This is a genomic window from Geobacillus sp. C56-T3, assembly GCF_000092445.1.
In the GTDB taxonomy this organism is placed as follows: domain Bacteria; phylum Bacillota; class Bacilli; order Bacillales; family Anoxybacillaceae; genus Geobacillus; species Geobacillus thermoleovorans.
This window is the reverse complement of record NC_014206.1, coordinates 2,667,961-2,694,196: the sequence shown is the minus strand read 5'-3', so window position 1 is coordinate 2,694,196 and position 26,236 is coordinate 2,667,961. Positions and strand designations below refer to the sequence as shown.

General features: G+C 54.2%; 24 protein-coding genes and 1 pseudogene. 21 read left to right on the top strand and 4 right to left on the bottom strand.

The features are described from left to right. The first annotated feature begins 87 nt into the window (after positions 1 to 87). From GC56T3_RS13295 to GC56T3_RS13240, 12 genes and pseudogenes are all read left to right on the top strand, one after another. Complete coding sequence (locus GC56T3_RS13295; protein WP_013145926.1) at positions 88 to 2,940, top strand: 2-oxoglutarate dehydrogenase E1 component; 2,853 nt, start codon at positions 88 to 90, stop codon at positions 2,938 to 2,940. 31 nt (positions 2,941 to 2,971) lie between these two features. Beyond that, a complete protein-coding gene (gene odhB / locus GC56T3_RS13290) occupies positions 2,972 to 4,234 on the top strand; it encodes a 2-oxoglutarate dehydrogenase complex dihydrolipoyllysine-residue succinyltransferase (RefSeq protein WP_013145925.1) in 1,263 nt (420 codons plus the stop codon). Positions 4,235 to 4,353: 119 nt separating this feature from the next. Next, a complete protein-coding gene (locus tag GC56T3_RS13285) occupies positions 4,354 to 4,572 on the top strand; it encodes a hypothetical protein (protein ID WP_013145924.1) in 219 nt (72 codons plus the stop codon). Positions 4,573 to 4,673: 101 nt separating this feature from the next. Then, positions 4,674 to 5,459 carry an SDR family oxidoreductase gene (locus tag GC56T3_RS13280; RefSeq protein WP_013145923.1) on the top strand — a complete coding sequence of 262 codons (786 nt, stop codon included), beginning with the start codon at positions 4,674 to 4,676 and terminating at the stop codon, positions 5,457 to 5,459. 14 nt (positions 5,460 to 5,473) lie between these two features. Then, positions 5,474 to 6,352, top strand: a pseudogene (locus GC56T3_RS13275) (NAD(P)-dependent oxidoreductase); the annotation flags it as partial. A gap of 175 nt (positions 6,353 to 6,527) precedes the next feature. Continuing rightward, positions 6,528 to 7,739 carry an acyl-CoA dehydrogenase gene (locus tag GC56T3_RS13270; protein WP_013145921.1) on the top strand — a complete coding sequence of 404 codons (1,212 nt, stop codon included), beginning with the start codon at positions 6,528 to 6,530 and terminating at the stop codon, positions 7,737 to 7,739. Between the two features lie 18 nt (positions 7,740 to 7,757). Continuing rightward, positions 7,758 to 8,540, top strand: coding sequence for an SDR family oxidoreductase (locus tag GC56T3_RS13265; protein ID WP_013145920.1), 783 nt, complete (start codon positions 7,758 to 7,760; stop codon positions 8,538 to 8,540). A 24-nt stretch (positions 8,541 to 8,564) separates the two neighbouring features. Further along, on the top strand, positions 8,565 to 10,184 hold the full coding sequence (locus tag GC56T3_RS13260) for a long-chain fatty acid--CoA ligase (RefSeq protein ID WP_013145919.1): 1,620 nt from the start codon (positions 8,565 to 8,567) through the stop codon (positions 10,182 to 10,184). A 108-nt stretch (positions 10,185 to 10,292) separates the two neighbouring features. Next, a complete protein-coding gene (locus GC56T3_RS13255; protein ID WP_013145918.1) occupies positions 10,293 to 10,862 on the top strand; it encodes a TetR/AcrR family transcriptional regulator in 570 nt (189 codons plus the stop codon). A 93-nt stretch (positions 10,863 to 10,955) separates the two neighbouring features. Then, the gene (locus tag GC56T3_RS13250; RefSeq protein ID WP_013145917.1) at positions 10,956 to 12,014 is read left to right on the top strand and encodes a phosphotransferase family protein; all 1,059 of its coding nucleotides are present in this window, start codon (positions 10,956 to 10,958) and stop codon (positions 12,012 to 12,014) included. A gap of 9 nt (positions 12,015 to 12,023) precedes the next feature. Further along, the gene (locus GC56T3_RS13245) at positions 12,024 to 12,806 is read left to right on the top strand and encodes a 2-phosphosulfolactate phosphatase (protein ID WP_013145916.1); all 783 of its coding nucleotides are present in this window, start codon (positions 12,024 to 12,026) and stop codon (positions 12,804 to 12,806) included. Then, positions 12,803 to 13,777 (top strand): NADPH:quinone oxidoreductase family protein, encoded by a 975-nt coding sequence (locus GC56T3_RS13240; RefSeq protein ID WP_013145915.1) that lies wholly within the window; start codon positions 12,803 to 12,805, stop codon positions 13,775 to 13,777. Before GC56T3_RS13245 ends, GC56T3_RS13240 begins: the two co-directional genes overlap by 4 nt. Before the next feature lie 236 nt (positions 13,778 to 14,013). On the opposite strand, the gene GC56T3_RS13235 is transcribed toward GC56T3_RS13240, so the two are convergent. Next, entirely contained in the window at positions 14,014 to 15,171 is a 1,158-nt protein-coding gene (locus tag GC56T3_RS13235; protein WP_013145914.1) for an aminotransferase A, read from the bottom strand. A 153-nt stretch (positions 15,172 to 15,324) separates the two neighbouring features. Next, the gene (locus GC56T3_RS13230; RefSeq protein WP_011230536.1) at positions 15,325 to 15,552 is read right to left on the bottom strand and encodes an IDEAL domain-containing protein; all 228 of its coding nucleotides are present in this window, start codon (positions 15,550 to 15,552) and stop codon (positions 15,325 to 15,327) included. Positions 15,553 to 15,741: 189 nt separating this feature from the next. Here GC56T3_RS13230 and corA point away from each other — a divergent pair, with 189 nt between their 5' ends. From corA to GC56T3_RS13205, 5 genes are all read left to right on the top strand, one after another. Then, the gene (gene corA / locus GC56T3_RS13225; protein WP_041468507.1) at positions 15,742 to 16,740 is read left to right on the top strand and encodes a magnesium/cobalt transporter CorA; all 999 of its coding nucleotides are present in this window, start codon (positions 15,742 to 15,744) and stop codon (positions 16,738 to 16,740) included. A gap of 76 nt (positions 16,741 to 16,816) precedes the next feature. Further along, complete coding sequence (locus GC56T3_RS13220; RefSeq protein ID WP_013145912.1) at positions 16,817 to 17,467, top strand: glycoside hydrolase domain-containing protein; 651 nt, start codon at positions 16,817 to 16,819, stop codon at positions 17,465 to 17,467. A gap of 172 nt (positions 17,468 to 17,639) precedes the next feature. Continuing rightward, on the top strand, positions 17,640 to 19,268 hold the full coding sequence (locus GC56T3_RS13215; RefSeq protein WP_013145911.1) for a diguanylate cyclase: 1,629 nt from the start codon (positions 17,640 to 17,642) through the stop codon (positions 19,266 to 19,268). Continuing rightward, complete coding sequence (locus tag GC56T3_RS13210; protein ID WP_013145910.1) at positions 19,265 to 20,293, top strand: HEAT repeat domain-containing protein; 1,029 nt, start codon at positions 19,265 to 19,267, stop codon at positions 20,291 to 20,293. Before GC56T3_RS13215 ends, GC56T3_RS13210 begins: the two co-directional genes overlap by 4 nt. Beyond that, positions 20,269 to 21,696 carry a glycosyltransferase gene (locus GC56T3_RS13205; protein ID WP_083778786.1) on the top strand — a complete coding sequence of 476 codons (1,428 nt, stop codon included), beginning with the start codon at positions 20,269 to 20,271 and terminating at the stop codon, positions 21,694 to 21,696. Before GC56T3_RS13210 ends, GC56T3_RS13205 begins: the two co-directional genes overlap by 25 nt. 151 nt (positions 21,697 to 21,847) lie before the next feature. Here GC56T3_RS13205 and GC56T3_RS13200 read toward each other — a convergent pair whose 3' ends face one another. Continuing rightward, a complete protein-coding gene (locus tag GC56T3_RS13200; RefSeq protein ID WP_013145908.1) occupies positions 21,848 to 22,282 on the bottom strand; it encodes a YkyB family protein in 435 nt (144 codons plus the stop codon). Between the two features lie 68 nt (positions 22,283 to 22,350). Continuing rightward, positions 22,351 to 23,220, bottom strand: a complete 870-nt coding sequence (locus GC56T3_RS13195) for a metallophosphoesterase (protein WP_013145907.1) — start codon at positions 23,218 to 23,220, stop codon at positions 22,351 to 22,353. 143 nt (positions 23,221 to 23,363) lie between these two features. On the opposite strand from GC56T3_RS13195, the gene fadH reads away from it, so the two are divergent. The 4 genes from fadH (at position 23,364) to abbA (ending at position 26,235) form a co-directional block, all read left to right on the top strand. Then, complete coding sequence (fadH, locus tag GC56T3_RS13190; protein WP_013145906.1) at positions 23,364 to 24,131, top strand: 2,4-dienoyl-CoA reductase; 768 nt, start codon at positions 23,364 to 23,366, stop codon at positions 24,129 to 24,131. A gap of 213 nt (positions 24,132 to 24,344) precedes the next feature. Then, positions 24,345 to 25,562, top strand: coding sequence for an EAL-associated domain-containing protein (locus tag GC56T3_RS13185; protein ID WP_013145905.1), 1,218 nt, complete (start codon positions 24,345 to 24,347; stop codon positions 25,560 to 25,562). Between the two features lie 48 nt (positions 25,563 to 25,610). Further along, positions 25,611 to 25,844, top strand: coding sequence for a hypothetical protein (locus tag GC56T3_RS13180; RefSeq protein WP_013145904.1), 234 nt, complete (start codon positions 25,611 to 25,613; stop codon positions 25,842 to 25,844). Between the two features lie 187 nt (positions 25,845 to 26,031). After that, positions 26,032 to 26,235 (top strand): antirepressor AbbA, encoded by a 204-nt coding sequence (abbA, locus tag GC56T3_RS13175; RefSeq protein WP_013145903.1) that lies wholly within the window; start codon positions 26,032 to 26,034, stop codon positions 26,233 to 26,235. The last annotated feature ends 1 nt before the right edge of the window (position 26,236 follow it).

Here is a 26,236-nt window from a genome sequence, read left to right as displayed (position 1 = left end):
GGGGATACTGGCAGCTAAATGAGGATTTTCATGCATAGCTGTTGCCCAGCCCGAACGATGCGAAAACAAGGTGGAGGTTTTTTCACGATGGCAAAACAGACGAACTACGCTCAACCGTGGAGCCAGTTTTACGGGCCGAACCTCGGTTATGTCATCGAAATGTATGAACAATACCTCGATGACCCTAACAGCATCGACCCGGAACTGAAGCAACTGTTTGAACAGTGGGGGGCGCCGGTCTTGGAAGAACCGGTTTCTCCTGCGGATGACGAAACAGCCAAAACGCATCAAACGTTCCGGCTGCCGGAGACGCCGACGATTTTCAGCAAGCTTGTCGCTGCCGTCAAGCTGGCGGACAGCATTCGCCATTATGGCCATCTGGCTGCCGATACGAATCCGCTTGTCAAAAAGGAGAAAAAGCTGCGCCGCTTGGAGCTTGACGAATACGACTTAACCGAAGAGGATTTAAAGCGCATTCCGGTCGCGTTTCTTTGCCCGCACGCTCCGGCGCATGTCAAAAACGGCTGGGACGCCATCTTGCATTTGCGCAAAATTTACACGGACAAAATCGCGTTTGAATTCTCGCAAGTACATAATCTCGAAGAGAGGAACTGGCTCATTCAGCAAATCGAGTCCGGAGCGTATTACCCGAGCTTGGCGAACAAAGAGCGGGTTGCTTTGTTGCGCCGCCTGACGGAAGTGGAAGGGTTTGAAAAGTTCATCCACCGGACGTATGTCGGGCAAAAACGGTTTTCGATCGAAGGGCTTGATTCCATGGTGCCGCTTTTGGATGAGCTCGTCCGCCAAGCGATCGAACATGAAATCGACGCCGTCAACATCGGCATGGCGCACCGCGGCCGGTTGAACGTGCTGGCTCACGTGCTCGGCAAGCCGTACGAAATGATTTTCGCCGAGTTTCAGCATGCGGAAAGCAAAAATTTCATTCCGTCTGAAGGGTCAGTGGCGATCACGTACGGGTGGACGGGCGATGTCAAATACCACTTAGGGGCGGCGCGCCGCCTTCGCAATAAAAGCGCGCATACGATGCGGATTACGCTCGCTAACAACCCAAGCCATCTCGAAGTGGTCAATCCGGTTGTGCTTGGCTACACGCGCGCCGCGCAAGAAGATCGGACAAAACCAGGAGTGCCGGTGCAAAATACTGATGCGTCGTTTGCCATCTTGATTCACGGCGATGCCGCGTTCCCGGGACAAGGGATCGTCGCGGAAACGCTCAACTTAAGCCAGCTGCGCGGCTATACGACCGGCGGGACGATCCATATCATCGCCAATAACATGATCGGCTTTACGACGGAGAGTTACGATTCACGCTCGACGACGTATGCTTCCGATATGGCGAAAGGGTTTGAGGTGCCGATTGTGCACGTCAATGCCGACGACCCGGAGGCTTGTTTGGCGGCCGCATGCTTGGCGTTTGCCTACCGCCAGCGGTTTAAAAAAGACTTTGTCATTGACCTAATCGGTTACCGCCGCTTCGGTCATAATGAAATGGATGAGCCGATGGCGACGAACCCGACGATGTACGCGATCATCAACCAACATCCGACCGTACGCCAGCTGTATGCGCAAAAATTGATGGAAAAAGGGATCATCACCGAGCGGGAAGTCGACGAAATGGAGCAAGAGGTGGCCGAACGGCTGAAAATCGCCTACGAGCGGGTGCCGAAAAACGAAGACGAACTCGATTTCATCATGGATCCGCCCAAACCGGTCGTCGATCGGCTGCCGGAAGTGAAAACGGGCGTGGCGAAAGACGTGCTCCATCGTGTGAACGAAGAATTGCTGCAGTTTCCGGACGGATTCAACGTCTTTAACAAGCTTGAGCGCATTTTAAAACGGCGAAGCGGCGTGTTTGCGCAAAACGGCAAAGTCGATTGGGCGCACGCGGAAATTTTAGCGTTTGCCACGATTTTGCAAGACGGCGTGCCGATCCGCTTGACTGGGCAAGATTCGCAGCGCGGCACGTTTGCGCAGCGCCATTTGGTGCTCCATGACGTGAAAACCGGAGAAGAGTATGTGCCGCTTCACCACATCAGCGGCGCCAAAGCGTCGTTTGTCGTGTACAACAGCCCGCTGACGGAAGCCGCTGTGCTCGGCTATGAATACGGCTACAACGTTTACGCGCCGGAGACGCTCGTGCTTTGGGAAGCGCAATTTGGCGACTTCGCCAACATGGCGCAAGTGATGTTTGATCAATTCATTTCATCCGGCCGGGCGAAATGGGGGCAAAAATCCGGGCTTGTCATGCTATTGCCGCACGGCTACGAAGGGCAAGGCCCTGAACATTCAAGCGGCCGCGTCGAGCGCTTTTTGCAGCTGGCGGCGGAAAACAACTGGACGGTTGCCAACTTATCGACGGCCGCGCAATATTTCCATATTTTGCGGCGGCAGGCGGCGCTGTTGACAAGAGAAGAAGTGCGTCCGCTCATCATTATGACGCCAAAAAGCTTGCTCCGCCATCCGCTGGCAGCGTCGGATGCGGAAGCGTTCGTTGACGGTGCGTTCTCGCCGGTGCTCGAACAGCCGGGATTGGGCGCTGACGCTGGCAAAGTGGAACGCATCGTGTTTGGCACCGGAAAATTGATGATCGATTTGGCGGAACAAATCGGCAAAATGGAAGGTCTTGACTGGCTGCATATCGTGCGCATTGAAGAGCTGTATCCATTCCCGGAAGAAGCGGTGAAAGACATCATCGCCCGCTATCCGAACGTCAAAGAGCTCGTCTGGGTGCAAGAAGAACCGAAAAACATGGGGGCATGGCTGTATATGGAACCGCGCCTGCGGGCGTTGGCTCCAGAGGGTGTTGATGTCAGTTACATTGGGCGGCGCCGGCGGGCCAGCCCGGCGGAAGGCGATCCGGTCGTCCACCGAAAAGAGCAAGAGCGCATCATCCGCTGTGCATTGACGAAGCATGAATGATGACTACGGAACATTTGAGGAGGGCATCAACGTGGCTGAGATCAAAGTCCCAGAGTTAGCAGAATCCATCACGGAGGGAACGATCGCCCAATGGCTGAAAAAACCGGGCGACTACGTGGAAAAAGGAGAATCGATTTGCGAGCTTGAAACGGATAAAGTGAACGTGGAAATTATGGCGGAAGAGTCGGGTGTTTTGCAACAGCTGCTTGCCAATGAAGGCGATACGGTTGCGGTTGGCCAAGCGATCGCCATTATCGGCGAAGGAGCGGCAGCACCGACTGCCGCTTTGCAAGCTGCTCCGCAGACAGCCGATGAAACGGAAACGGTCGCGCCGGCCGACAGCAATGAACAGCCAGCGCCGCAGCCAGTCGCGGTTGCCCAGGCGCCGAGCCAGCGGCCAATCGCCTCTCCGGCCGCCCGGAAAATGGCGCGTGAAAAAGGAATCGACTTGACGCAAGTGCCAACGGCTGATCCGCTTGGGCGCGTGCGCAAACAAGACGTCGCTTCGTTTGCCGCACAACCGGCCGCCGCCCCGCAGCCGGCTCCGCAAGCCTCGCCGACGCCGGCTGCCGTTCCAGCCGCTGAGGCCGGCAAGCCGGTCATCCGCGAAAAAATGTCGCGCCGTCGGCAAACGATCGCCAAACGGCTGCTTGAAGTGACGCAAACGACCGCGATGTTGACGACGTTCAACGAAATTGACATGTCGGCGGTCATCGATCTGCGCAAGCGGAAAAAAGATAAATTTTTCGAAGAGCATGACGTCCGCCTTGGCTTTATGTCATTTTTCGTCAAAGCGGCTGTCGCGGCGCTGAAAAAATATCCGTACGTCAACGCGGAAATTCAAGGCGATGAAATTTTGTTGAAAAAATATTATGATATCGGCGTCGCCGTGTCGACGGACGAAGGGCTTGTCGTTCCGGTTGTGCGCGACTGCGACCGGAAAAACTTCGCTGAAATTGAGCGCGACATTGCCGAATTGGCGACGAAAGCGCGCAGCAATAAGTTGTCGCTTGCCGATTTGCAAGGCGGTACGTTTACGATCACCAACGGCGGCGTGTTCGGTTCACTGTTGTCGACCCCGCTTCTCAACGGGCCGCAAGTCGGCATTTTAGGGATGCATTCGATCAAATTGCGTCCGGTCGCCGTCGATGAAGAGCGGATCGAAAACCGTCCCATGATGTACGTCGCCTTGTCATACGACCACCGCATCATCGATGGCAAAGAGGCCGTAGGATTCTTAAAAACGGTGAAAGACTTGATCGAAAATCCGGAAGATTTGCTGCTTGAAAGCTGATTAGGAAGGAAAAGGGGAGCCTGCGATGCGCGGGCTCTTTCTTTTTCTCCGCCTTTCCTTGATCGGTGAATGATTTTCCATGTCTTACGGAACACTACCGGAAAAAAGGGGGGAATTTGATGCCAGAGCGTGGACGAAACGATTACCCGCACATGTTTTACCGCGACGGCGCCCGCGAAAGCGTCATCAACGATTCGACCGCCGACGGCGCCGAGGCGATTGGGGTGCGGACTGATGCTGATCCGATGAAGGCTGCCAATCCGAATTCGTTTTACGTTGATCGCCTTGACGTCGAGGAAGGGATGAAACGGTTTCAGTCGCTTTTCGAAGAGAGGTGATCCGCCCAGCGGATCACTTTTTTCGCTGATCGAAAGAAGGAAAATGACGAATGAGCGCGAATATGGTTACGTAACACCATTCTTTTGTTGGAGGGATGACGATGGAACTTGGATTGGCGGGAAAAACGGCGCTTGTCGCTGCCTCGAGCCAAGGGCTTGGCAAGGCGATCGCCCGGGCGCTTGTGCTTGAAGGAGCAAACGTGATGATCACGAGCCGAAACGAAGAAAAGTTGCACGAAGTGGCGGAAGAATTGAACAGTTTACATAAGGGACGCGTCGCTTATACGCGCACAGATGTCACCAACGCTGACGACATCCGCCAGCTTGTCGCCAAAACGGTCGAGACGTTTGGGACGATCGATTTGCTCGTCAACAACGCCGGCGGCCCTCCGGCGGGAACGTTTGAAACGGTGAGCGACGAAGACTGGCAATATGCGTTTGAGCTCAATTTGTTGAGCTATATTCGCCTCATTCGCGAAGCGCTCCCTTACTTAAAGAAAAAGGGAGGAAAAATTGTCAACATCGCCTCATCATCGATTAAAGAGCCGATTCCGGGACTTATTTTATCCAACACGTTCCGCACTGGCATCGTTGGGCTGACGAAAACGCTTGCTGTTGAGCTGGCTCCGGATGGCATTTTAATCAATACGGTGGCTCCTGGTCGGATCGCGACGGAGCGCGTCGCCTTTTTGGACAAAGTGAATGCCGAGAAACTCGGCATTACGAAAGAAGAAATGGAAGCGCGCATGAAAAGCGCCATTCCGCTCGGCCGCTACGGAACCCCGGAAGAGTTTGCCAATGTCGTCGTCTTCTTGCTGTCCGAAGCGAATTCGTACGTTACTGGTCAAGCGTTCATTGTCGATGGCGGCATGGTGAAGGCGATTTAAGGCAAACCGACAGGAGGGGAGACCGGATGAAAACGATCGGATTCATCGGCCTTGGCGTCATGGGGAAAAGCATGGCGCGCCACTTGCTGAAGGCGGGCTATCCGCTTCTCGTCTATACGCGCACAAAAGAAAAGGCGGAAGGCTTGCTTCAAGAAGGAGCGGTTTGGAAGGAAACGGTTGCTGATTTGGCGCGGGAGGCGGATGTCGTCATGACGATGGTTGGCGATCCGCGCGATGTCGAGCAAGTGTATTTCGGCGAGGGCGGCATTTTGGAGAATGCGCGGCCGGGAACATATGTCATCGATATGACGACGTCAACGCCGACGCTCGCGCAATCGATTTACGAGGCGGCCAAGCAAAAGGGCATCCATGCTTTGGACGCCCCGGTGTCCGGCGGCGACATCGGCGCGCGCGAAGGAACGTTGACGATTATGGTCGGCGGTGATGAGGACGTCTTTTTGGCGTGCAAGCCGATTCTCGAGCGGCTTGGTACGAACATCGTGCGGCAAGGAGGAGCTGGAGCCGGCCAGCATACGAAAATGTGCAACCAAATTGCCATCGCGACGAACATGATTGGGGTGTGCGAGGCAATGGCGTATGCGAAGCGGGCTGGTCTTGATCCATTCAAAGTGCTTGAAAGCATCGCCAAAGGGGCGGCCGGCAGCTGGTCGCTGAGCAACTTGGCGCCGCGCATGTTGTCAGGAGATTTTGCTCCTGGGTTTTACGTCAAGCATTTCATTAAAGATATGAAAATTGCGCTTGAGGAAGCCGAGCGGATGAACTTGCCGCTTCCGGGCCTGGCGCTCGCCAAACAACTGTACGAAGAGTTGGCGCAAGCCGGTGAGGAAAACAGCGGCACGCAAGCGCTATACAAGCGGTATGTTAAGGCGTAAGCAGGGCGGTTGTTCGCCCCTTTTTTATCCTCTCTGTCTTCTCAGCGAAGCAGGGGAGATGGAAAGCGTAAATTCGGATATATTTATCGAAAAATATTGAATATTTGTTCTTGTGGAGGTATAGTAAAAGTAGAAACAACATACCAACCGGTTAGTATAAAGGGGAGGGGAGCATATGGACTTTTCTTATTCGCCAAAAGTGAAAGAGTTGATTAAAAAATTAAGCGCTTTCATGGAGGATTACATTTATCCGAACGAGAGGGTGTATGAGGAGCAGCTGAACGCACAAGAGTCGAGATGGTCGGGCGTGCCGCCAATCATGGAAGAATTGAAGGAAAAGGCGAAAAAAGAAGGACTGTGGAATTTGTTTTTGCCAGACAGCGAATACGGCGCGGGATTAACGAATGTCGAATACGCGCCGCTTTGCGAAATTATGGGCCGTTCGCTCATCGCTCCGGAAGTGTTCAACTGCAATGCGCCGGATACCGGCAATATGGAAGTGCTCGTCCGCTATGGCACAGAGGAGCAAAAGAAAAAATGGCTGATCCCGCTCTTGAACGGGGAAATCCGCTCCTGCTTTTCGATGACGGAGCCGGATGTCGCGTCGAGTGATGCGACGAACATTCGCGCCTCCATCGTCCGCGACGGCGATGAGTATGTCATCACCGGGCGGAAATGGTGGTCGTCTGGCGCCGGCGACCCGCGCTGCAAAGTCGCCATCGTGATGGGAAAAACGAACCCCGATGCGCCAAAACATGAGCAACAGTCGATGATCATCGTTCCGCTCGATACGCCGGGAGTGAAAATCGAACGGATGCTGCCGGTGTTCGGCTTTGACCATGCGCCGCACGGGCATGCCGAAATTACGTATGACCATGTGCGCGTGCCGAAAGAAAACATCATTTGGGGCGAAGGAAAAGGGTTCGCCATCGCTCAAGGTCGGCTTGGCCCGGGACGGATCCACCATTGCATGCGCCTCATCGGAGCGGCGGAGCGAGCGCTTGAACTCATGTGCCGGCGCGTACAGTCGCGGGTGGCGTTCGGCAAGCCGCTCGCTGAACACGGCGTGATCCGCGAGTGGATCGCCCAGTCGCGCATTGAGATCGAGCAGGCGCGCTTGCTGACGCTAAAGGCGGCGTACATGATGGATACGGTCGGCAACAAAGCAGCGCGCAAAGAAATTGCGATGATTAAAGTGGTGGCGCCCAATGTCGCTTTGAAGGTCATCGACCGTGCCATTCAGGCGTTTGGCGCCGCTGGGGTGAGCAACGATTTTCCGCTTGCCGCCATGTGGGCGAACTCGCGCACGCTCCGTCTGGCCGATGGGCCGGACGAAGTGCATAAAGAGCAAGTGGCCAAGCTTGAATTGCGGCAATATCAACAATAAGGGAGAGGAAGTGGTCATATGCATGTGTTGGACTTATTTAAAATCGAGGGGAAAACCGCCATTGTCACTGGCGGTGGGCGCGGGCTCGGCGAGCAAATTGCCGTCGGTCTTGCCGAAGCCGGGGCGAACGTCGTCGTTTGTTCGCGGAAAGTGGAAGCGTGCGAGCAAGTGAAAGAAAAGCTGGAACAGCTCGGCGTCCGTTCGCTGGCGCTGCGGTGCGATGTGACGAATCCGGAGGAGGTCAAACATGTCGTCGAAACGACCGTCAAAGAGTTTGGCGGCATCGACATTTTAGTCAACAACAGCGGAGCAACGTGGGGAGCGCCGGTCGAGGAAATGCCGCTTGAGGCATGGCAAAAGGTGATCAACGTCAACGTTACCGGCACGTTTCTCATGAGCCAGGCGGTCGGCAAGGTGATGATCGCCAAACAAACCGGCGGTTCCATCATCAATATCGCTTCCGTCGCTGGCCTTGGCGGCACGCACCCGGACATTTTAAATACGATCGGCTACAACACGAGCAAAGGGGCGGTTATTACGTTTACGAGGGACCTAGCAGCCAAATGGGGGAAGCACGGCATTCGCGTCAACGCGGTGGCGCCGGGCTTTTTCCCCACGAAAATGTCAAAAGTCGTTCTTGAACGCGTTGGGAAAAAAGTGCTCGAGCATACGCCGCTCGGCCGCTTTGGCGGAGAGAATGATTTGAAAGGGGCCGTCTTGTTTCTCGCTTCCCCGGCGTCCGCCTTTGTCACGGGCGCGCTTCTCGTCGTTGACGGCGGCAGCCATGCAACCGGAATTTAACAATAAAAAAAGGGGGAAACGCAAATGAGCGAAAAACGGGCGTTGTCTCTTTATCCGGAACACATTTCGTTCTATATGGATATTCCCGACAAAACGGTATGCGATGTACTGCATGAACGGGCGGCGGAATTTGGCGCTCAGCCGGCGCTGACGTTTTATGACCAAACGATCACCTATGCCGAGCTCGCTGCAGCAGTCAACCGTTTCACCTCGAGCCTGCAGGCGCTTGGGGTGCAAAAAGGGGATCGGGTCGCGATTATGCTGCCGAACTGTCCGCAATATGTCATCGCTTACTATGGCATTTTGCAGGCGGGCGCCATCGTCACCCAAGTGAATCCGATGCTTGTCGAACGTGAACTCTCGTATTTGCTGAACGATTCCGGAGCGGAGATGATCGTCATTTATGAACCGCTTTATCCGCGCCTTGCCGCGGTCAGAGGGGAGACAGCCGTCAAACAAGCGATCACCGTCAGCTTCGGAGCGCCGCCATCCGTTGCGCTGGCTGAAGGAGATGTCACATTTGACGAATTTCTTGCCGCAGGAAGCGGAGCTGTGCGCCCGGTGCCGATCGAACCAACGCATGACGTCGCTGTGCTGCAATATACTGGCGGGACGACAGGGCGCTCAAAAGGAGCGATGCTCACCCACCGCAACATTTTCGCCAACGTCTTGCAATGCGCCGAATTTTTCAAAGGGACATTTGAGTTCGGGAAAGAGCGATATTTAACTGTCATCCCGTTGTTCCACGTGTTCGCGATGACGTCGGGAATGAACTTGGCCATTTACCAAGGAGCGGAAAACATTTTGCTGCCGCGCTTTGAGCTGAAAGAAGTGTTGGAGACGATTCGCGATAAACAGCCAACGGTGTTTCCGGGCGTGCCGACCATGTATGTCGCCATTACAAACACACCTGGAGTCGAGCAATACGGCATCAACAGCATCAAAACGTGCAACAGCGGCAGCGCGCCGATGCCGCTTGAGTTGATGCGCGACTTCGAAGCGAAAACGGGAGCGGTTGTCCTTGAAGGATACGGCTTGTCCGAAGCCTCGCCAGTGACGCATTGCAATCCGCCGTTTGCGGCGCGCAAGCCGGGCACGGTCGGCATCGGCATGCCGCTGACCGAGTACAAAGTCGTCGATGTGGCGACTGGCACGCAAGAGTTGCCGCCAGGCGAAGTCGGCGAGCTGATTATCCGTGGACCGCAAGTGATGAAAGGCTATTGGAACATGCCGGAAGAAACGGCGGCGGTGCTGCGCGACGGCTGGCTGTACACTGGCGATTTGGCTTCGATTGACGAGGAAGGGTATGTGACGATTGTCGACCGGAAAAAAGATCTGATCATCGCCGGCGGCTATAACATTTATCCGCGTGAAATCGAAGAAGTGCTGTACGAACATCCAGCGGTGAAAGAGGCGGCGGCAGTTGGTGTGCCTGATCCGTATCGCGGCGAAACGGTGAAGGCGATTATCGTTTTAAAAGATGGAATGCAGGCAAGCGAAGAAGAAATTCTTGCCCATTGCCGAAAAAACTTAGCGGCGTACAAAGTGCCGCGCATTGTCGAGTTCCGTGCCGAACTGCCGAAGACGAACGTCGGGAAAATTTTGCGCCGCGCCTTGCGTGAAGAAGCATCCCGCTCGCAATAACGGCGCGGCTTTCGGCCAAGTCCGAAGCAGGCTTGGCCGTTTTATGGTACAATAGCTGGCAGCGACTACATTTTAGGCAAGAGGTGTAAAAACGTGAAGGAGAAAATTATGGCTGCCAGCATTGAGCTGTTTGAACAAAATGGGTTCAGCGAAACATCGATCCAAGACATCGTTGACGCCCTCGGGGTGACAAAAGGGACGTTTTATTACTATTTTACAAGCAAAGAAGAACTGTTGATGGATATTCACCTTCGCTACATTGAAAGGCTGCTTGACGAAGAGGAGCGGATTATAAGCGACAAACGGCGCTCGGTGCGGGAAAAGCTGTATGATATTATCTTCATGCTCATCCATAATGTCGAACGGCAAGGAAGGGAAGCTCGCATTTTTTTTCGTGAAATGAAGCATTTGAATGAGGAGCATTTACAGAAAGTAAAAGAAAAGCGCGATTTGTTCCGCTATCGGCTGCAGTCGTTGATTGAGGAAGGAATGAAAAGCGGTGAACTGCGCTGCGATTTGTCGCCATCGATCGCGACGCTGACGGTGCTTGGCGCAGCCAATTGGAGCTACCAATGGTTTCGTCCGGACGGCGAGCTGACCGATGCCGAGGTGGCGAAGCAGATGGTGGAGATCCTGCTTGATGGCATGAGCGCGCCGTCTGCCTCGAAAGCCGAGTGAAAAGAGAGACAAACAAGTTTGAGGTGTGTCGATGGATGCTGTCCGTGCGGCGGCAATGGCGCGCTTGAATTGTTGACCAAGGGGGAGAGGGAGATGACAGCGATTATTCCAGTGCGCAAGGGGGAAGAACTGCCGGCAGGGAAGCTGGCCAAGTTTTTGCGCACGGTGCTGCCGGACATGCCGGATGGGGAGCTCGAGATCCAGCAATTTTCCGCTGGTCGGTCGAATTTGACGTATTTGCTCCGCTGTGGGGAGTGGGAGGCGGTGCTGCGCCGGCCGCCGTTTGGCCCGGTGCCGCCGAAAGCGCACGATATGAAGCGGGAGAGCACGTGGCTTTCTGAAATCCATCCGCTGTTCCCGTTGGCGCCGAAACCATTCTATTTTTGTGAAGACGAATCGGTGATCGGCAGTCCGTTTTTCGTCATGGAGCGGCGGCATGGCGTCGTGATTGACAGTGATTTTCCCGATGGCGTCATCCCGACAGAAGACGTTTGCCGTGGCATCTCCGAGACGATGGTCGAGACGCTTGTCCGTATCCATCAAATTGATTATACGAACACACGCCTCGTTCAGATGGTAAAGCCGGATGGGTTTATGGAACGGCAAGTGCACGGATGGATCCAGCGCTATGAGCGGGCCAAGACGGATGATATTCCGGAAGCCGAGGCGCTGATGAAGTGGCTCGCTTCTCATATTCCACCGCAGCGCGAAGCAACCGTAATCCATTACGATTTTAAGCTGAATAACGCTTTGTTTGCCAAAGACGACATCACCAAAATGGTTGGGCTGTTTGATTGGGAGATGTCGACGGTCGGGGATCCGCTTGCCGATTTGGCGGTGGCCATGAGTTATTGGATTGAGGAAGACGATCCTCCACTCATTAAAAGTGGGTTTGGCCGCGCGCCGGTCACCGTCCGTCCCGGTTTTTATACGCGCGAACAGTTTATTGAGGCATATGCCAAAAAAAGCGGCCGTGATGTGTCCGATATACACGTTTATTTAACGTTTGCCTACTTTAAATTAGCGGTCATTTGCCAGCAAATTTATTACCGCTACCGCCGCGGACAGACGAACGATGAGCGGTTTTGCCATTTTGGCCAGTTTGTCGAAGCGCTCATTGAGCATGCATGGCAGCTGGCGACAGGACGGTGAGGCGGCGTGATGACAAAAGTGCATGTCGTGCTGCGCAAAGAAGACATTGATGAGATGGCGCTTGCTGATCGAAAGGTGGCTGTCGTGTTCGATGTTTTGCTTGCCACCTCGTCGATTACAGCAGTTCTCGCTGCCGGCGCTCGTTCGGTGATCCCGGTGCGCGATGCCGAGGAGGCCAAGGAGATCGCGCTTCGCTTGCCAAAGGGCAGCTATGAGCTCGTCGGCGAATACGAAGGGCGGACGATCGCCAGTTTTCATCCGCCGGCGCCGCTGTTTTTGCAAACGGTTTGTCCAGGGAAAACAGTCGTGCTATCGACGACCAATGGCACGGTGGCGATTCGCAGAGCTCAGCCAGCCCGTGCGGTGTACGCGGCGAGCTTACTGAACAGCCCGGCGGTCAGCGAGCATATTTGCCGTTTACATCAGGAAGAGACGATCATTGTGATTTGTTCCGGCTCGTCGGGCCGTTTTTGCCTAGAAGACTTTTATGGCGCCGGCTACTTTGTGCACTGCTTGATCGAGCAAGGGATCAACGCGGCGGAGCTGTCCGACAGCGCGACGGCCGCATGGCTCTTTTACCGGCAATATTCGGATGAAGGAAAGGCGAAAGAAGTGTTGTCTGCCTCGCGCGTCGGCCGTTGGATGACGGCGTACGGCTTGGAAAAAGAAATCGACTACATCAACCGGCACGGGTCGCTTTCTGCCGTTCCAAAACTTGAGCTGGGGCCGTTCGGCCCGGAACTGCGCGATATGGCGTCGACAAAAGTAACGAAAGAGGGGATATCGCCATGAAATTTGTCCAATTCGTTGAATACGGTGGACCGGATGTCTTGCGTGTTTGCGAAGGCGAACGTCCGAAACCCACGGGGCGGCAAGTCGTGATTGAAGCTGAAGCGATCGGCGTCAACTATGCGGATACAGCCCGACGGGAAGGCCGCTATGTTGTGCCGACGCCGCTTCCGTTCATACCTGGGACGGAAGTGGCCGGCGTTGTCCGTGAAGTTGGTCCGGAGGTGCAAACGGTACTCCCGGGGCAACGCGTCGTCGCGTTGATCGAATCCGGCGGCTACGCTGAGTTTGTCGCCGTCGATGAACGGGCGGTCGTGCCGCTTCCGGATGGAATGGATGCCCGGCAGGCGGCGGCCTTGCCGGTGCAAGGGCTAAGCGCCTACCATATTCTCAAAACGATGGGCCGCTTGGAAGAAGGGGAGACGGTGCTCGTTCATGCCGCAGCCGGCGGCGTTGGGACGATTGCCGTCCAATTGGCGAAACGGTTCGACGCCAAAATGGTCATCGCCACGGCAAGCACGGAGGAAAAACGAGCGCTCGCCAAACAGCTTGGCGCTGATGTCACCATTGATTATACAAAAGACAGCTGGGCTGCGGCCGTGATGGAGGCGACCGGTGGGCGCGGCGTCGATGTCGCTTTGGAAATGGCGGGCGGCGATGTCTTTCATCAGACGCTCGATTGCCTCGCTCCGTTCGGCCGCCTGGTCGTATATGGGGCGGCGAGCGGGGAAATGACGCGTCTCAATCCAGTCCGGCTGATGGCGAAAAACTGGTCGGTGATCGGCTTTTTCTTGCCGCAAATCATGAAAAAGCGGGCGTTGTACGAACAAAGTTTGCGGGAATTGCTCGCGTGGGTGCAGGAAGGAAGCCTGAAGCTGATGATCGGCGGCGTCTACCCGCTTGAGCAGGCTTCTGAAGTGCATCGGCTGCTGCAGGGGCGGAAAACGCATGGCAAGCTATTGCTTGTGCCATAAGTAAAGAAGAGGGGGCTGACCCAAAAGGCTGTCTGCCTTCAGGGTAGACACAAAATATAGTGCGGAAGAATCGGTCAGTGCGTATATATAGAGACGAAAGAGGGTGTCCCGATCCTTTTGGGACACCCTTTTCTTGCATATTCCCCTAAAGCCAATGGTGAACAAAAGTCGAAAGAAAAGCAGCCTTTTTCTTATGGGGGCATGGCGGCCTAAACCGATACGATTTTTGAAAACCGTTACGGTCTGCGGCGCTTCGTTTGGATATACCGCTCGAGCCGGTCAAGCCCTTCTTTGAGCACATCGAGCGAATAAGCGTACGACAGGCGGACATGGCCTTCACCGTATTCAGAAAAGGCGCTGCCGGGAACGAGGGCGACGCCGGCGTTTTCGACGACATCGAGGGCAAAATCAAACGAAGACATGCCAAAGGCGGCGATTGACGGAAACAAGTAAAAGGCTCCATCCGGCTTCTCAACCGGCAGCCCCATGGCGGTGAGACGACTGTAGGCATACTCAAGCCGCTCGGCGTAGGCGGCGCGCATCACCTCGGCGTCGTTTTTGCCGGCGGTCAGCGCCTCCACCGCCGCTTTTTGGCTGATCGATGACGTGCACGAGACGCTGTATTGGTGCACTTTCACCATTTGTTCAACGGCGAACGCTGGAGCGAAGACAAACCCGATGCGCCAACCGGTCATGGAGTGCGATTTGCTTAAACCGTTGATGACGATCGTCTGCTCCGGCAGCCACTCGGCGATCGAGTGATGGCGTCCGTGGTAAACGAGCTCGCTGTAAATTTCATCGGAAACGATCCAAATCGGCCGTCCTTTCAAAAGGGAAGCGATGTTCTCAAGCTCTTCGGCTGACAGCGCCGTCCCGGTTGGATTTGATGGGTATGGAAGAACGAGGCAGCGCGTCTTTTCCGTCAAATAAGGCGCAATGAGCTCAGCCGACAGACGGAAACCGTTTGGCCTTGTGTCGATGTACACCGGTTTCGCTCCGCACAGGCGGATGAGCGGTTCATAGCCGGGATAGACTGGTGCGGGAAGAAGCACTTCCGTCCCTTCCTCCAAAATCGTGCGAAATGCGATATCAAGCGCTTGGCTGGCGCCGACGGTGGCGATGACTTCGTCCGGCGTGTAGCGAAGGCCGTACTTGTCAGCGACGAATTGGCAAGCCGCCTGGCGCAGTTCCAGCAGGCCGGCGTTCGCTGTATACGTCGTGAAATCGGCGGCGATCGCCTCCTGAGCGGCTGCTTTGACATGATCGGGCGTTGGGAAATCAGGCTGGCCGATCGTCAGGGAAACAAGTCCCGGCCGGTCGGCGACAAGGTTGAAAAATTGGCGGATGCCTGATAACTGAATGGCTTGAACACGTGGTTGAATGAGGTGTTTCACGGTTGTCCACCTTTCTTTTTTGTTTCTATTGTACCATTGGCGAGGAAAACGAAAAAACAAAAATGAGCCCCTTTCCGTCCGGATGGTTCCCACAAACGGAAATGGGGCTCACTTGGTCATCGACGATTCACTTTCCAACTTCGTTCGCTCCTTTTACGCGCCGTATTTTTTCAACAGGTCGTTATATTGGGCGGAAAGCTTGAAAAACAACGGCTTGTTGCCGGCCGCGAGCGCTTCATCAATTTGTTCCATCAGTTTTTTTCTTTGAAACTGGAAGATCGCTTCTTTCAGCACTTGTTCGGCCATCGGCCCGTAGCTGCTTTTTTCTTCCGGCTGGTTGAACAAAACGGCGCCTTCATTCGGGTATTGTTTTTCGTACATGATTCAGTCCCTCCCATATGGGAACGAAACAGTTCCCTTTCTTATATTATCGTCGTTTTTGATGCTAATGTAAAGAAAATTTAGATAAATATTTTTTGTCAATTTTTTCTCTACATGATTTTTATACCCGTTTTTTGTTGGGACTTAACAGTTTTTCGGTTATGATAAGAGGAGAACAAGGCAAAGGTGATGGCGATGATTCGCACGTGTGTCGTGACAAAAGAATTTGAGATTTTGTATGATGTTGACTTAACGCTTGTCAACAGCCCGGATGTCTCATGGTATTGGGTTGACTTTCATGAGCCGACGGATGAGGAATCGGCGCTGCTCGCCTCCTTTTTCCGTTTTCACCCACTGGCGATTGAAGACTGTCTCGAATATGTGCAGCGGCCGAAGCTCGATTTTTATGACCGCTACTTGTTTGTTGTGCTTCATGCCATTGCCGGGATGACGCTGGAGGCTGAGGAAGTCGATTTGTTTGTCGGGCAAAACTTCATCGTTTCGTTTCATAAGTCGCCGATTCATGCCGTCGACGAGGTGTGGGAGCGATTGAAGCATGAAGAAGATGTTCAGCAGGGGCCGTTTCACGTCATGTACCGGCTGATCGACAAGCTTGTGGATGATTATTTTCCACCGCTTTACCATATTGAAGACGTGCTGAACGATTTAGAGGAGAATACGAACAATGAACCGATTCACGACATTATTGAAAAAGTGTTTGACATCCGCGGCGATTTATCGAAGCTGCGCCGAACGATCGTGCCGATGCGCGACTTGTTGTACCGCATCATCCATTCCGACCGGCTGCAGCGCATGAAAGAACGGCAGCTGTACTTTCATGACATTTATGATCATTTGCTGAAGCTGTCGGAAATGATTGAGACAAACCGAGAAATTACCGCGGATATCCGCGACAGCTATTTATCGCTCAACTCGAATCGAATGAACAATATTATGATGACATTTACAGCCATTACGACCATTTTCATGCCGCTCTCCTTTATTGCCGGCATTTATGGGATGAACTTTGATTATATGCCTGAATTGCACTGGAAGTACGGATACTTTGTTGTATTGGCCGCCATGGCGGTGATCGGCATGACGATGTTCGTCTGGTTTAAGCGCAACGGCTGGTTTCAGTTGTTGAAAGGCGACTGGGCGAAGGAGGAGCGAGAGCGCCGCCAGTAGCCGTATAAAACGGGCTGTTCCCCTCATATACATAATTACATAATGACGGCAGCGTAAGCGCGAAGGAGGGGAACCGATGGCAAGAGGAATTTGGGGCGTCGACTCGGCGCAAGTCGTAACGGATCAGCTGTTTCAATGCGTGCGGACGGAGCTTGGCTATCCGAAATTTTGGGGCCGTTATTTGTCGGAAGTGCCGAACGTGTCCGAAGGGTTGACACGCGACGAGATCGCCCGCATCCGCAACTATGGCGTGAAGGTGCTGCCGATTTATAACGCCTTCCGCGAAGCGGTCGGCTATGCGAACGGTCAGGTGGCGGCGCGCAACGCGGTGTTCCATGCGCGGCGGCTCGGCATTCCGAAAAATAAACTGCTGTTTGCCAACATCGAAGACTTTTTCGCTGTGGATGCCGCTTGGATCGCTGCTTGGGTGGAAACGCTCTATCCGACCGGATACCGGCCGGGGCTGTACGCGGACCCGACGAAAGGGGATTTCGCCGCTGCCTATTGCGAGGCGGTCAGCCGGAACAACCAAGTGGCGGTGCAGGCGGTCATTTGGAGCGCCGCACCAAGGCCGGGAACGACGAAAGAGCAGAAAGCGCCGCGCTATCAGCCGGCTGCCCCGCCTTGCAGCGCGAATGTCTGGGTGTGGCAGTACGGGCGTGATGCAGAAGTTTGCCCGGTTGACACGAATTTAGCTGACCGACGCCTATTGGACTTTTTGTATTGAACAAAGCCGTTGCAAAAAGGCAGCGGCTTTTTTATGGGGCTGGGAAATTGTTGGCTGTTGCGCGTCTTTTCTTTTAATTTTTTTGCTTGGATCGATTATATTAGTAATAGGAAAAAAGGAGGATGTCAGTCGGCTGGGGGAAAACGGAACGATGATCGAAAGGAGAGGGAATATGGATCGATCTGTCGCCTCGCTGTTGGATCGCATCCATGAACAATACGAACGATGGAGGACGGGACCGCCGCTTGACGGTGCGGAATTGGCCCGATTTTTCAATGCTGTCGGCCGGACGGCGGCGGTGATTGGTCGCAGCGACATCGCTGCTGAAGCAGAGCGGCTCATTCATCGGTTGAACGGCCAAACAAAACGGCAATGGACAGCGGAGGAGGCGCTGATGGAGATGGTTCCTCTCCTTCGCTGCTTCTATGAAGCCGGGGAAGCGGCTTTTGCCACCATTCCCTCTTCGCACCGCCAAGGGCCGAAAGCAGCGATTCTCCTCTGTGGAAATGATCCCCTGTTTTTTGCTTACGTCCGCGGCGCCCTGCAAACCGTGCCATGGTGTTTCACGACGACTCCCTCCCTTGAGCAGGCGGCCGCGTCGATGTTTCGTCTCAGCCCGGATTGCATCATCGTCAGCGTGAAGGAGGGAGAGTGGGAGAATCCGGACTTGACGGTTTTGCTTGAGCGCGCCGGACAGCGCCCCTATCTTCCTGTTGTCATTGTAAGGAGAGACGAGGGCAAAGAGGGGCGGTTGAAAGGTTATGAGCTTGGCGCGGATGATGTCATCACCACCCCAGCGGCAGATGAGCTGTTCGTTCGCGTTCGCCGGCTCATTGAAAAAAAACGAAAAATCGATGACCTTGTGCTCATTGACGAATTGACAGGTGTGTACAACCGGAAGTATTTGCCGCGGGTATACGCCCGCCTTCGGAGCGACCTCGAGCGTTACGGAGCGCCAAGCTGTTTGGCGTTGCTTGATTTGGACCATTTCAAACAAGTCAATGACCGTTTCGGCCACCTTGCAGGCGATGCGGTATTGCAAAAGCTGGCTGCCTTTTTGCGCCAACATACACGTGGAGTGGATACGGTCGTTCGCTTGGGGGGCGAAGAGTTTGTCGTTTGGCTGGCCAAAACGTCCAAAAGCGAGGCTCGTGCAGTGCTTGAGCGGCTGCAACGCCAGTTCGCCGCCGAAAAAGTCGAGGCGGATGGCGCACTTCTATCATGTACGTTTTCCGCCGGCCTGGTTGAGTGCGATGAACCGGATCGGCCGCTTGACTATTGGCTGCGTCTGGCCGACAAGGCGCTGTATGCGGCGAAACGAGGCGGCGGCAATCGGATCGAAGAGGCGGCGCGTGAGAAAAGCGGTTTTTCGGATGAGGCCCCAAGCCAAGCATCAACAGATCGGCGGCGATGGGCGATTGCCATCGTAGACGACGATGAACTCGTGCGGATGATGATTGCTGATCTTGTCCGCAAGCTCGTCAATGAGCAGGGGAGGAAAGCAGACATTTACGAGTTTGGCGACGGCCTTTCGTTTCTCGAATCTCCGTTTTATCAAAGCGGGCGGCAATCTGTCGTCATTTTGGATCGGGTGATGCCAAAAATGGACGGCCTTGAGGTGTTGAACCGCCTCCGTCAAGAGCGAAAGCCATACAAGGTGATGATGCTGACGTCGCGCCAAGATGAGCGAGATATCGTGCATGCGCTTGAACAAGGAGCGGATGAATATGTGACGAAGCCGTTTAAATGGCTTGAACTTGAAGCGAGGCTGCGTCGGCTGTTAAAGGAGCTGGATGCATGATGGCGCTGCTTTTCGCCTTGGCTGCAACGGCCGTTTTCCTTGCACTGTTGGTAAGCTTGTTTCTCTATTTGGTTGTGCAAAAGCGGCGGGAAAACCGGCGCCACGCTCAGCTGTGCGCTCTGAAGGAACGGTATCATCTACCGTTGCTTCGTTATTTGCTCGGTGAAGAGGAGCAGTTGCCTTTGCTGTCTTCGCCGCTTGAGCGTGAAGCGATGATGGAGCTCCTTGACCATTTTGCTTTACTCTTGAAAGGGGAGCAAGTGCAGGAGCGAATTCGAACATTGGCGGAGATGCATTTTCAAGGATGGCTGCGTCGAAGGCTGTCAAGCCGTCATTGGAGCGAGCGGATGAACGCGCTGTTTTTGATCGAGGATTTGCAGGTGAAGGCGATGCTGCCGGAGATGGAGCGGCTGTACCGCACCGATCGGGTGACGAGAGGGGAAGAAGCAAAACTGTTGGCTATCTTCGCCCAATTTGACCATAGCCCAGTTGTGGCCTACGTGCTCGAGCCGAAGTACGAATTGACGGAATTTACGTACCGGGTCATTTTTGGCCATATGAGCGAGCGGCTGCTTCGACAGGTGGAACAGCGATTTGATGAGCTGCCGCGGGCGGGGAAATGCGCGTTCATCGATATGATCGGCATCCGTCGACGAAGGGAGCGATCGTTTTTGCTGGAGTTGTTGACATCAGATGAGTTGGAGCTTCGTGTTCGCGCGCTTAAGGCGATGGCGGAAATCGGCATGCCGCTTGAGGCGGCGAGGCTCGAGCGTCACTTGTGCTCGCCCCATTGGCAAGAGCGGCTGATGGCCGCCCGTCTTGCGGGAAAATGCCGTGAAGAGCGGCTCCTTCCCTTGCTCTATGAGCGGCTAGGTGATCGTTCCTTTGTCGTTCGTTCTGAAGCAGCGGCGGCCATCGCCCGTCTGCCAGGCGGTCGGGCCGTGTTGCGCACAGCGGCGCGCACAGCAGCGGACCGTTACGCTCGCGACATGGCCAAGCAATGGCTTCAAGGGGAGGGAGGATAGTGGAAGCATGGCGGGGGGTCCTCTTGACGGTCGGGCATGTTGTGCTCGTTTATATGACGATTGTTCTCATTTTTTATACGTTTTTGCTTGTTGTCGCCTTCATCCACTTGCGCCGCACTCGTCGCCTTGACGATTGGGAGCCGTATGAAGAATTGCTCGATGCCAGCTACGCAAAACCGATATCGATCCTCGTTCCAGCTTATAATGAGGAAGCGGGCATCGTTGGTTCGGTTCGCTCACTGCTAGCCATCGAATACCCGCAGTATGAAGTCATTGTCATTAATGATGGGTCGACTGACAAGACGCTTGAACGGTTGATCGATCATTTCCATCTGAAGCCGGTCTATCGCGTCATTCGCCGCCAGCTGGCGGCAAAGGAAATCAAGGCGGTTTACCAGTCGCCCGATTACCCGCATTTGTTTGTGCTGGATAAAGAAAACGGCGGGAAAGCGGATGCGTTGAACGCGGGGATCAACGCCGCCCGTTACCCGTACATTTGCTCGATTGACGGCGATTCGGTTTTGGAGCGGCGCGCGTTTTTGAAGGTGATGAAACCGATGCTTGAATCCGACGGAGAAGTCATTGCTTCTGGAGGAAGTGTTCGCATCGCCAATGGCTGTCGGATTGAACGCGGTGAAATCGTCAAGGTCGGTTTGTCGCGGCGGCCGCTCGTTATTATGCAAACGATTGAATATTTGCGCGCGTTTTTGCTCGGCCGTCTCGGCTTAAGCCGACACAACTTGCTGCTGATTGTCTCCGGGGCGTTCGGCGTCTTTTCTAAACCGTGGGTGATGGAAGCCGGGGGATATGCCGATACCGCTGGCGAGGATATGGAACTCGTTGTGCGCCTGCATCGACTGGCGCGGGAAAAAAACGAGACGAAAAAAATCATCTACATCCCCGACCCGGTTTGCTGGACGGAAGCGCCGGAAACGTATGGGGATTTGCGGAGGCAGCGGCGGCGCTGGCATCGCGGGCTGCTTGAGAGTTTATGGCGCCATCGGTCGTTGCTGTTCAATCCGAAGTACGGCTCTATCGGCCTTCTTTCGCTGCCGTATTTTTGGTTCATTGAACTGCTTGGCCCGGTCGTGGAGCTGGTCGGCTATATGGTCGTTGTTTGCTCCTTGTTCCTCGGAAATTTGTACGTCGAATTCGCTCTTCTTTTGCTGACGGTTTCGGTTTTGTACGGTTCGCTGTTGTCAGCCGCAGCCGTTTTGCTTGAAGAATGGACGGAGCGGAAGTTCCCCAACGTCTCTGATTTAGTGCGGCTTTTCTTCTTCTCATTGACGGAGACGCTTTGGTACCGGCCGCTTACAGCCTGGTGGCGGTGTGAAGGGGTGATCGACGCCGTTCGCCGGAAAAAGCAATGGGGGAGCATCAAGCGAAAAGGAGTGTCGGCGTAAACATAGGTAGAGAATAGAGCGAAAAGGCTGCGCCTCGGCCTGACGAATCAGTGCATGTCTCCCCAAGCGATCGTGGTCGAACAAAATGAGGAATATTCACGAAAACATGATGAATTCAAAGCGAAAAGCCGGGACACGGTTCGGCGTCCGCTTAATAGCGGTCGCCGAGCCGTTTAAATACGGGTCTTGTCAGCCGTTTCGGCTTTTGTTCCGGCTTTTCCCTCAGTCCGGTGTAGGCGATGAGAATGGCTTTTGCCTCTGACAGCGGCATCCGAGCTGGAGGGTTGCGGTATGAATCGTTGAGAGAGCCAAGGTGTGGAAGGGCGGCGAAATCTTGTTTTGTCGGTGGGATGTGGAAGTAGTAGTCGCCGACGGCGACAAGCACGTCGGATTGTTGTTGGCTGTATCTCGGATTGCGGGAAAAATGGAGGCCCACTTTTTTCGCCTTGCCCTCCTCAAGCAGCTTCTCGATCGCTTTTTTCTTCAGAAGATAAAGAAACGAAGGGTTCAATGCTGTTTTGGCATGGCGGTTGACGGTAAAAATCGCTTTGGCAATATTGTCGACCGTCAATTGCAACGGTTTCATCGGCATGTCTCCTTTTTTCTTTCTATTATAACATAGGAAGCAGCGTTGTTGGCCGGTTTGTCCTACTTCTAGCCGGGAGCAAGAGAAAAAACGGTCAACTCCGGCGGAGCAAAGAAGCGAAGCGGCACCCGCGTCGTGCCAAGGCCGCGGTTGACGTACAACAAGAGTCCGCCGACGTGGTAAAACCCTTCATAATACCGCTCGGACAACGGCGGCGTAATGAGTGGTCCGATAAACGGCAACTGAATTTGCCCGCCGTGGCTATGGCCAGACAGTTGAACGTGAATAGGGAAGCGGCGAGCCTCAATGGCACCGTCCGGCTCATGAACGAGGGCGATCGTATATGTCGCCCGCGGAATGCCGTTCGTCATTTTCGACCAGTCCGGGCGTCCGAGCATCATATCGTCGCTGCCGGCGATCGCGATCGCCCCGTGGCCGCGCCGGACGAGTGCATGCTCATTGACGAGAACGCGGAACCCGGCTCGTTCCATCAATCGACGGTAAATATCTGTTCCATAGCCGCCGTGATCATGGTTTCCGTAAATGCAAAATTTCCCAAGAGGAGCGCGGACGCCGGCCAACGCCTCAGCGACCGCGTCGACGTGCGGATACCGGTTCGCCTCATGGAGCAGATCGCCTGTGAATACGACGAGATCGGGCCCGAGTTCGTTGATGCGGCCCATGATGCGGTAAAAGCGTTCCAAGCCGTAATAATGGCCGAGATGGAGATCACTGAACTGCAGCAGCTTGACGCCGGCAAACGACTTTGGGATCAGCGGATGCGACAGCGCATGGTGCGTCACGGTCAGCTCGGCTGGCTCAATCCAGCGGGCGTAGCCAGAGGCGGCCGCCATCATCAGCGCTGCGCTGAAACTTGTGCGCGCCAGCTTTTTCAAAAAGGCGCGCCGGCTTAGTTTGGTTGTTTCGATATGGTGCATCGTTTCGCCGTCCTTTCACAAGCAGCTTTATTATAACGAAAAGAGAGGGAGAAGGACAATAGGAGAACAATGATGTTCGAATATTCCATTATTTTATGATATGATAGAAATGAATGAGTAATCAGTCATAGGAGGAGAAATGGATGAACGGAAAAGTGATCATTGTGACCGGCGGGTCGAGCGGAATGGGGAAATATATGGCGAAGCGGTTTGTCGCTGAGGGGGCCAACGTCGTCATTACGGGAAGGCGGGCCGAGGCGCTCGAAGAGGCCAAGCGGGAAATCGCCGCGCCGGATGGAGGGAAAGTGCTTACGATCCCGATGGATGTGCGCAACCCGGAACAAGTGGCGCACATGGTGGAGCGGACTGATGCGGAATTCGGCCGCATCGATGCCCTCATCAACAATGCGGCGGGCAATTTCATTTGCCCGGCGGAAAAGTTGTCGATCAACGGCTGGAACAGCGTCATTAACATTGTGTTAAACGGCACGTTTTACTGCAGCCGGGAAGTCGGCAACTACTGGATTCAGCGCGGCTTGAAAGGGAACATTATCAACATCGTTGCGACATATGCCTGGCATGCCGGCGCCGGGGTCATTCATTCAGCGAGCGCCAAGGCTGGAGTGCTGGCAATGACGCGCACGCTTGCTGTGGAATGGGGGAAAAAGTACGGCTTCCGCGTCAATGCGATCGCTCCCGGACCGATCGAACGGACCGGCGGGGCGGAGCGGCTTTGGGAATCAGAGGAAGCAGAGCGGATGACGTTGGAAAGCGTGCCGCTCGGGCGGCTCGGGACGCCGGAAGAAATCGCGGCGGTCGCCTCGTTTTTGCTTTCGGATGAAGCCGCTTACATTAACGGCGCTTGCATCACAGTCGACGGCGGCCAATGGCTGAACCGGCGGCCGTTTTAATCAAATTTGCCGTAAAGCAAGATGGTCCTCACCCAAAAGGGATTGCAGGCGGTATTTCTTCATTTATCGCGGGCAACCGGCTCATTGCACGTAACGGCTTTTCTCACAAGCGGATTCCCTGCTGTCAGGGGAGCCGCTTTTTTACGTCAGGAACGATTGGACAATTATGCTATAATAAAGGCAAAGATGGTCGATGGGAATGAGGTGGGCACGATGGATGCATTAGACGTTATGGCCAACTTGCCGCAAGTGATTCCGCACTATCAACCGATTTTCAGCGCCGATGAGCATGGGGTCGTCGGCTATGAAGTGCTCGGTCGGTTTCAAACGGAAACAGGGCCGGTCAGCCTTGGACCGTTTTTTCACGATGAAACCATTCCAGAAGAATTTCGCATCGAAGTGGATGATGTGATCACGAAAAAAGCGCTCGACTATTTTCTGTCGCTTGATGATCAAACGCTGCTCATTTTTTTAAACCGTGATGCCAACTTGCTGATGCTTGACCGCGGCGAGTCGTTTTTGCAGCTGCTTCTCACCTACGAAGCGAAAGGGTTGGCGCTAAGCCGCATCGTTTTGGAAATCAACGAGCAGCATTTCAAGGGAGACGTCGATCAGCTCAGCCATTTATTGACATATCTTCGTACATACGGCGTTAAAGTGGCGGTCGACAACATCGCCGAACATAGCATTCATCTTGAGCGAATCGGCGTCTTGTCGCCTGACATTTTAAAAATCGATTTGCGTGAATTGCGGAAAACGTCCGTTCATCAAGCATACCAGGAAATCGTTCACTCGATTTCGCTGTTGGCGCGCAAAATCGGAGCGACGCTCCTGTATGAGGACATCGAAACGTCATTTCAGCTTCAGTATGCTTGGCGGCATGGCGGCCGCTATTATCAAGGGTATTATTTGGCCAAGCCGGCGCCTGAGGTTGTGCCGCGCGATTTGTTGAAAGACTTGCTCCGCCAAGAGTGCCATCGCTTCATCCAGCAGGAAAAGAAAAAGCTTGAAACGCTGTATCAAATTGCTGAGCAGTTTCAGCAGCGGATCAGCGCGCTGCTTGGCAAATACAAAAAAGCCGCCGATTTTAACGAGCTCATTTCCCTGTTGGCCGGCGAGCTCGACGATGTTTGCTTCCGCATTTATGTTTGTGATGAGGACGGCTTCCAGCAGTCGGGCAATATGTTCAAGCGCGGCGGCCGGTGGGAGCTTCAGCCGCAATATTATATGAAAAACTGGAGCTGGCGCCCATATTTTTTGGAAAACATTATTCGCATGCGCTCGCGCCGAAGAGGGATTTTGTCCGATTTATACACGGATATTGAAACAGGGGAAACGATCCGGACGTATTCGTATCCGATCGATGAGCGCCATTACTTGTTTATTGACTTGTCGTACAGCTATTTGTTTGAGCATGACGCCCATTATTGACTGCATAAAATCGCCTCATTGCGGCAAAGTAAGCATGAGGTGAAACGTATGGCACAGCTGACTTTCGTATTATCTGTCCTTTCTGTATTGATTGCGGTGATTGGATTTATCTATACGGTCCGTCTCGGCCGCCAGCAGCGCTGGCAAGGAGAGCTTGACGGGCCGATCCCGAAAACGGTCGAGGAGCATGCCTATTTGCGCAACCCGATATTGCTTGCGTATGTGCTCGCCGTCTTGCTTGCTGTGTTTGCCATCGGTTATTTGGCGCTTCGATATTATTGAACGGAAGGTGTCCCAACAAGGCGGGACACCTTTTTTGATGGCCGCCATGCACAAAATATCACGCATCTGTCTGCTTTAAGGAGAGAAAACCGTTTTTTGGTCGCTTGGAAATGACGTTTTTTTCCATGACTTTTTTCCTTTGCCGGCGAATATATATGGAAGCGGAAGAGGCAAAGGGGGAATGGAGATGACGAAGCGGCTGCCGACAAGGCTGTCGGGCGAGGAAGCGGCGTTATTGCTTGACGTTTTGTTCAGCCAGCAATATGCACTCGAGCTCATCCGCTCCGAGCTGGCGGATATCGAAAACGGAGACAAGGAGGTCGATGAACACCGGTACCGGCAGCTGTTGCGTTTATACGACCGCCTGTTGACAGAGGAAGAGGAAGGATAAA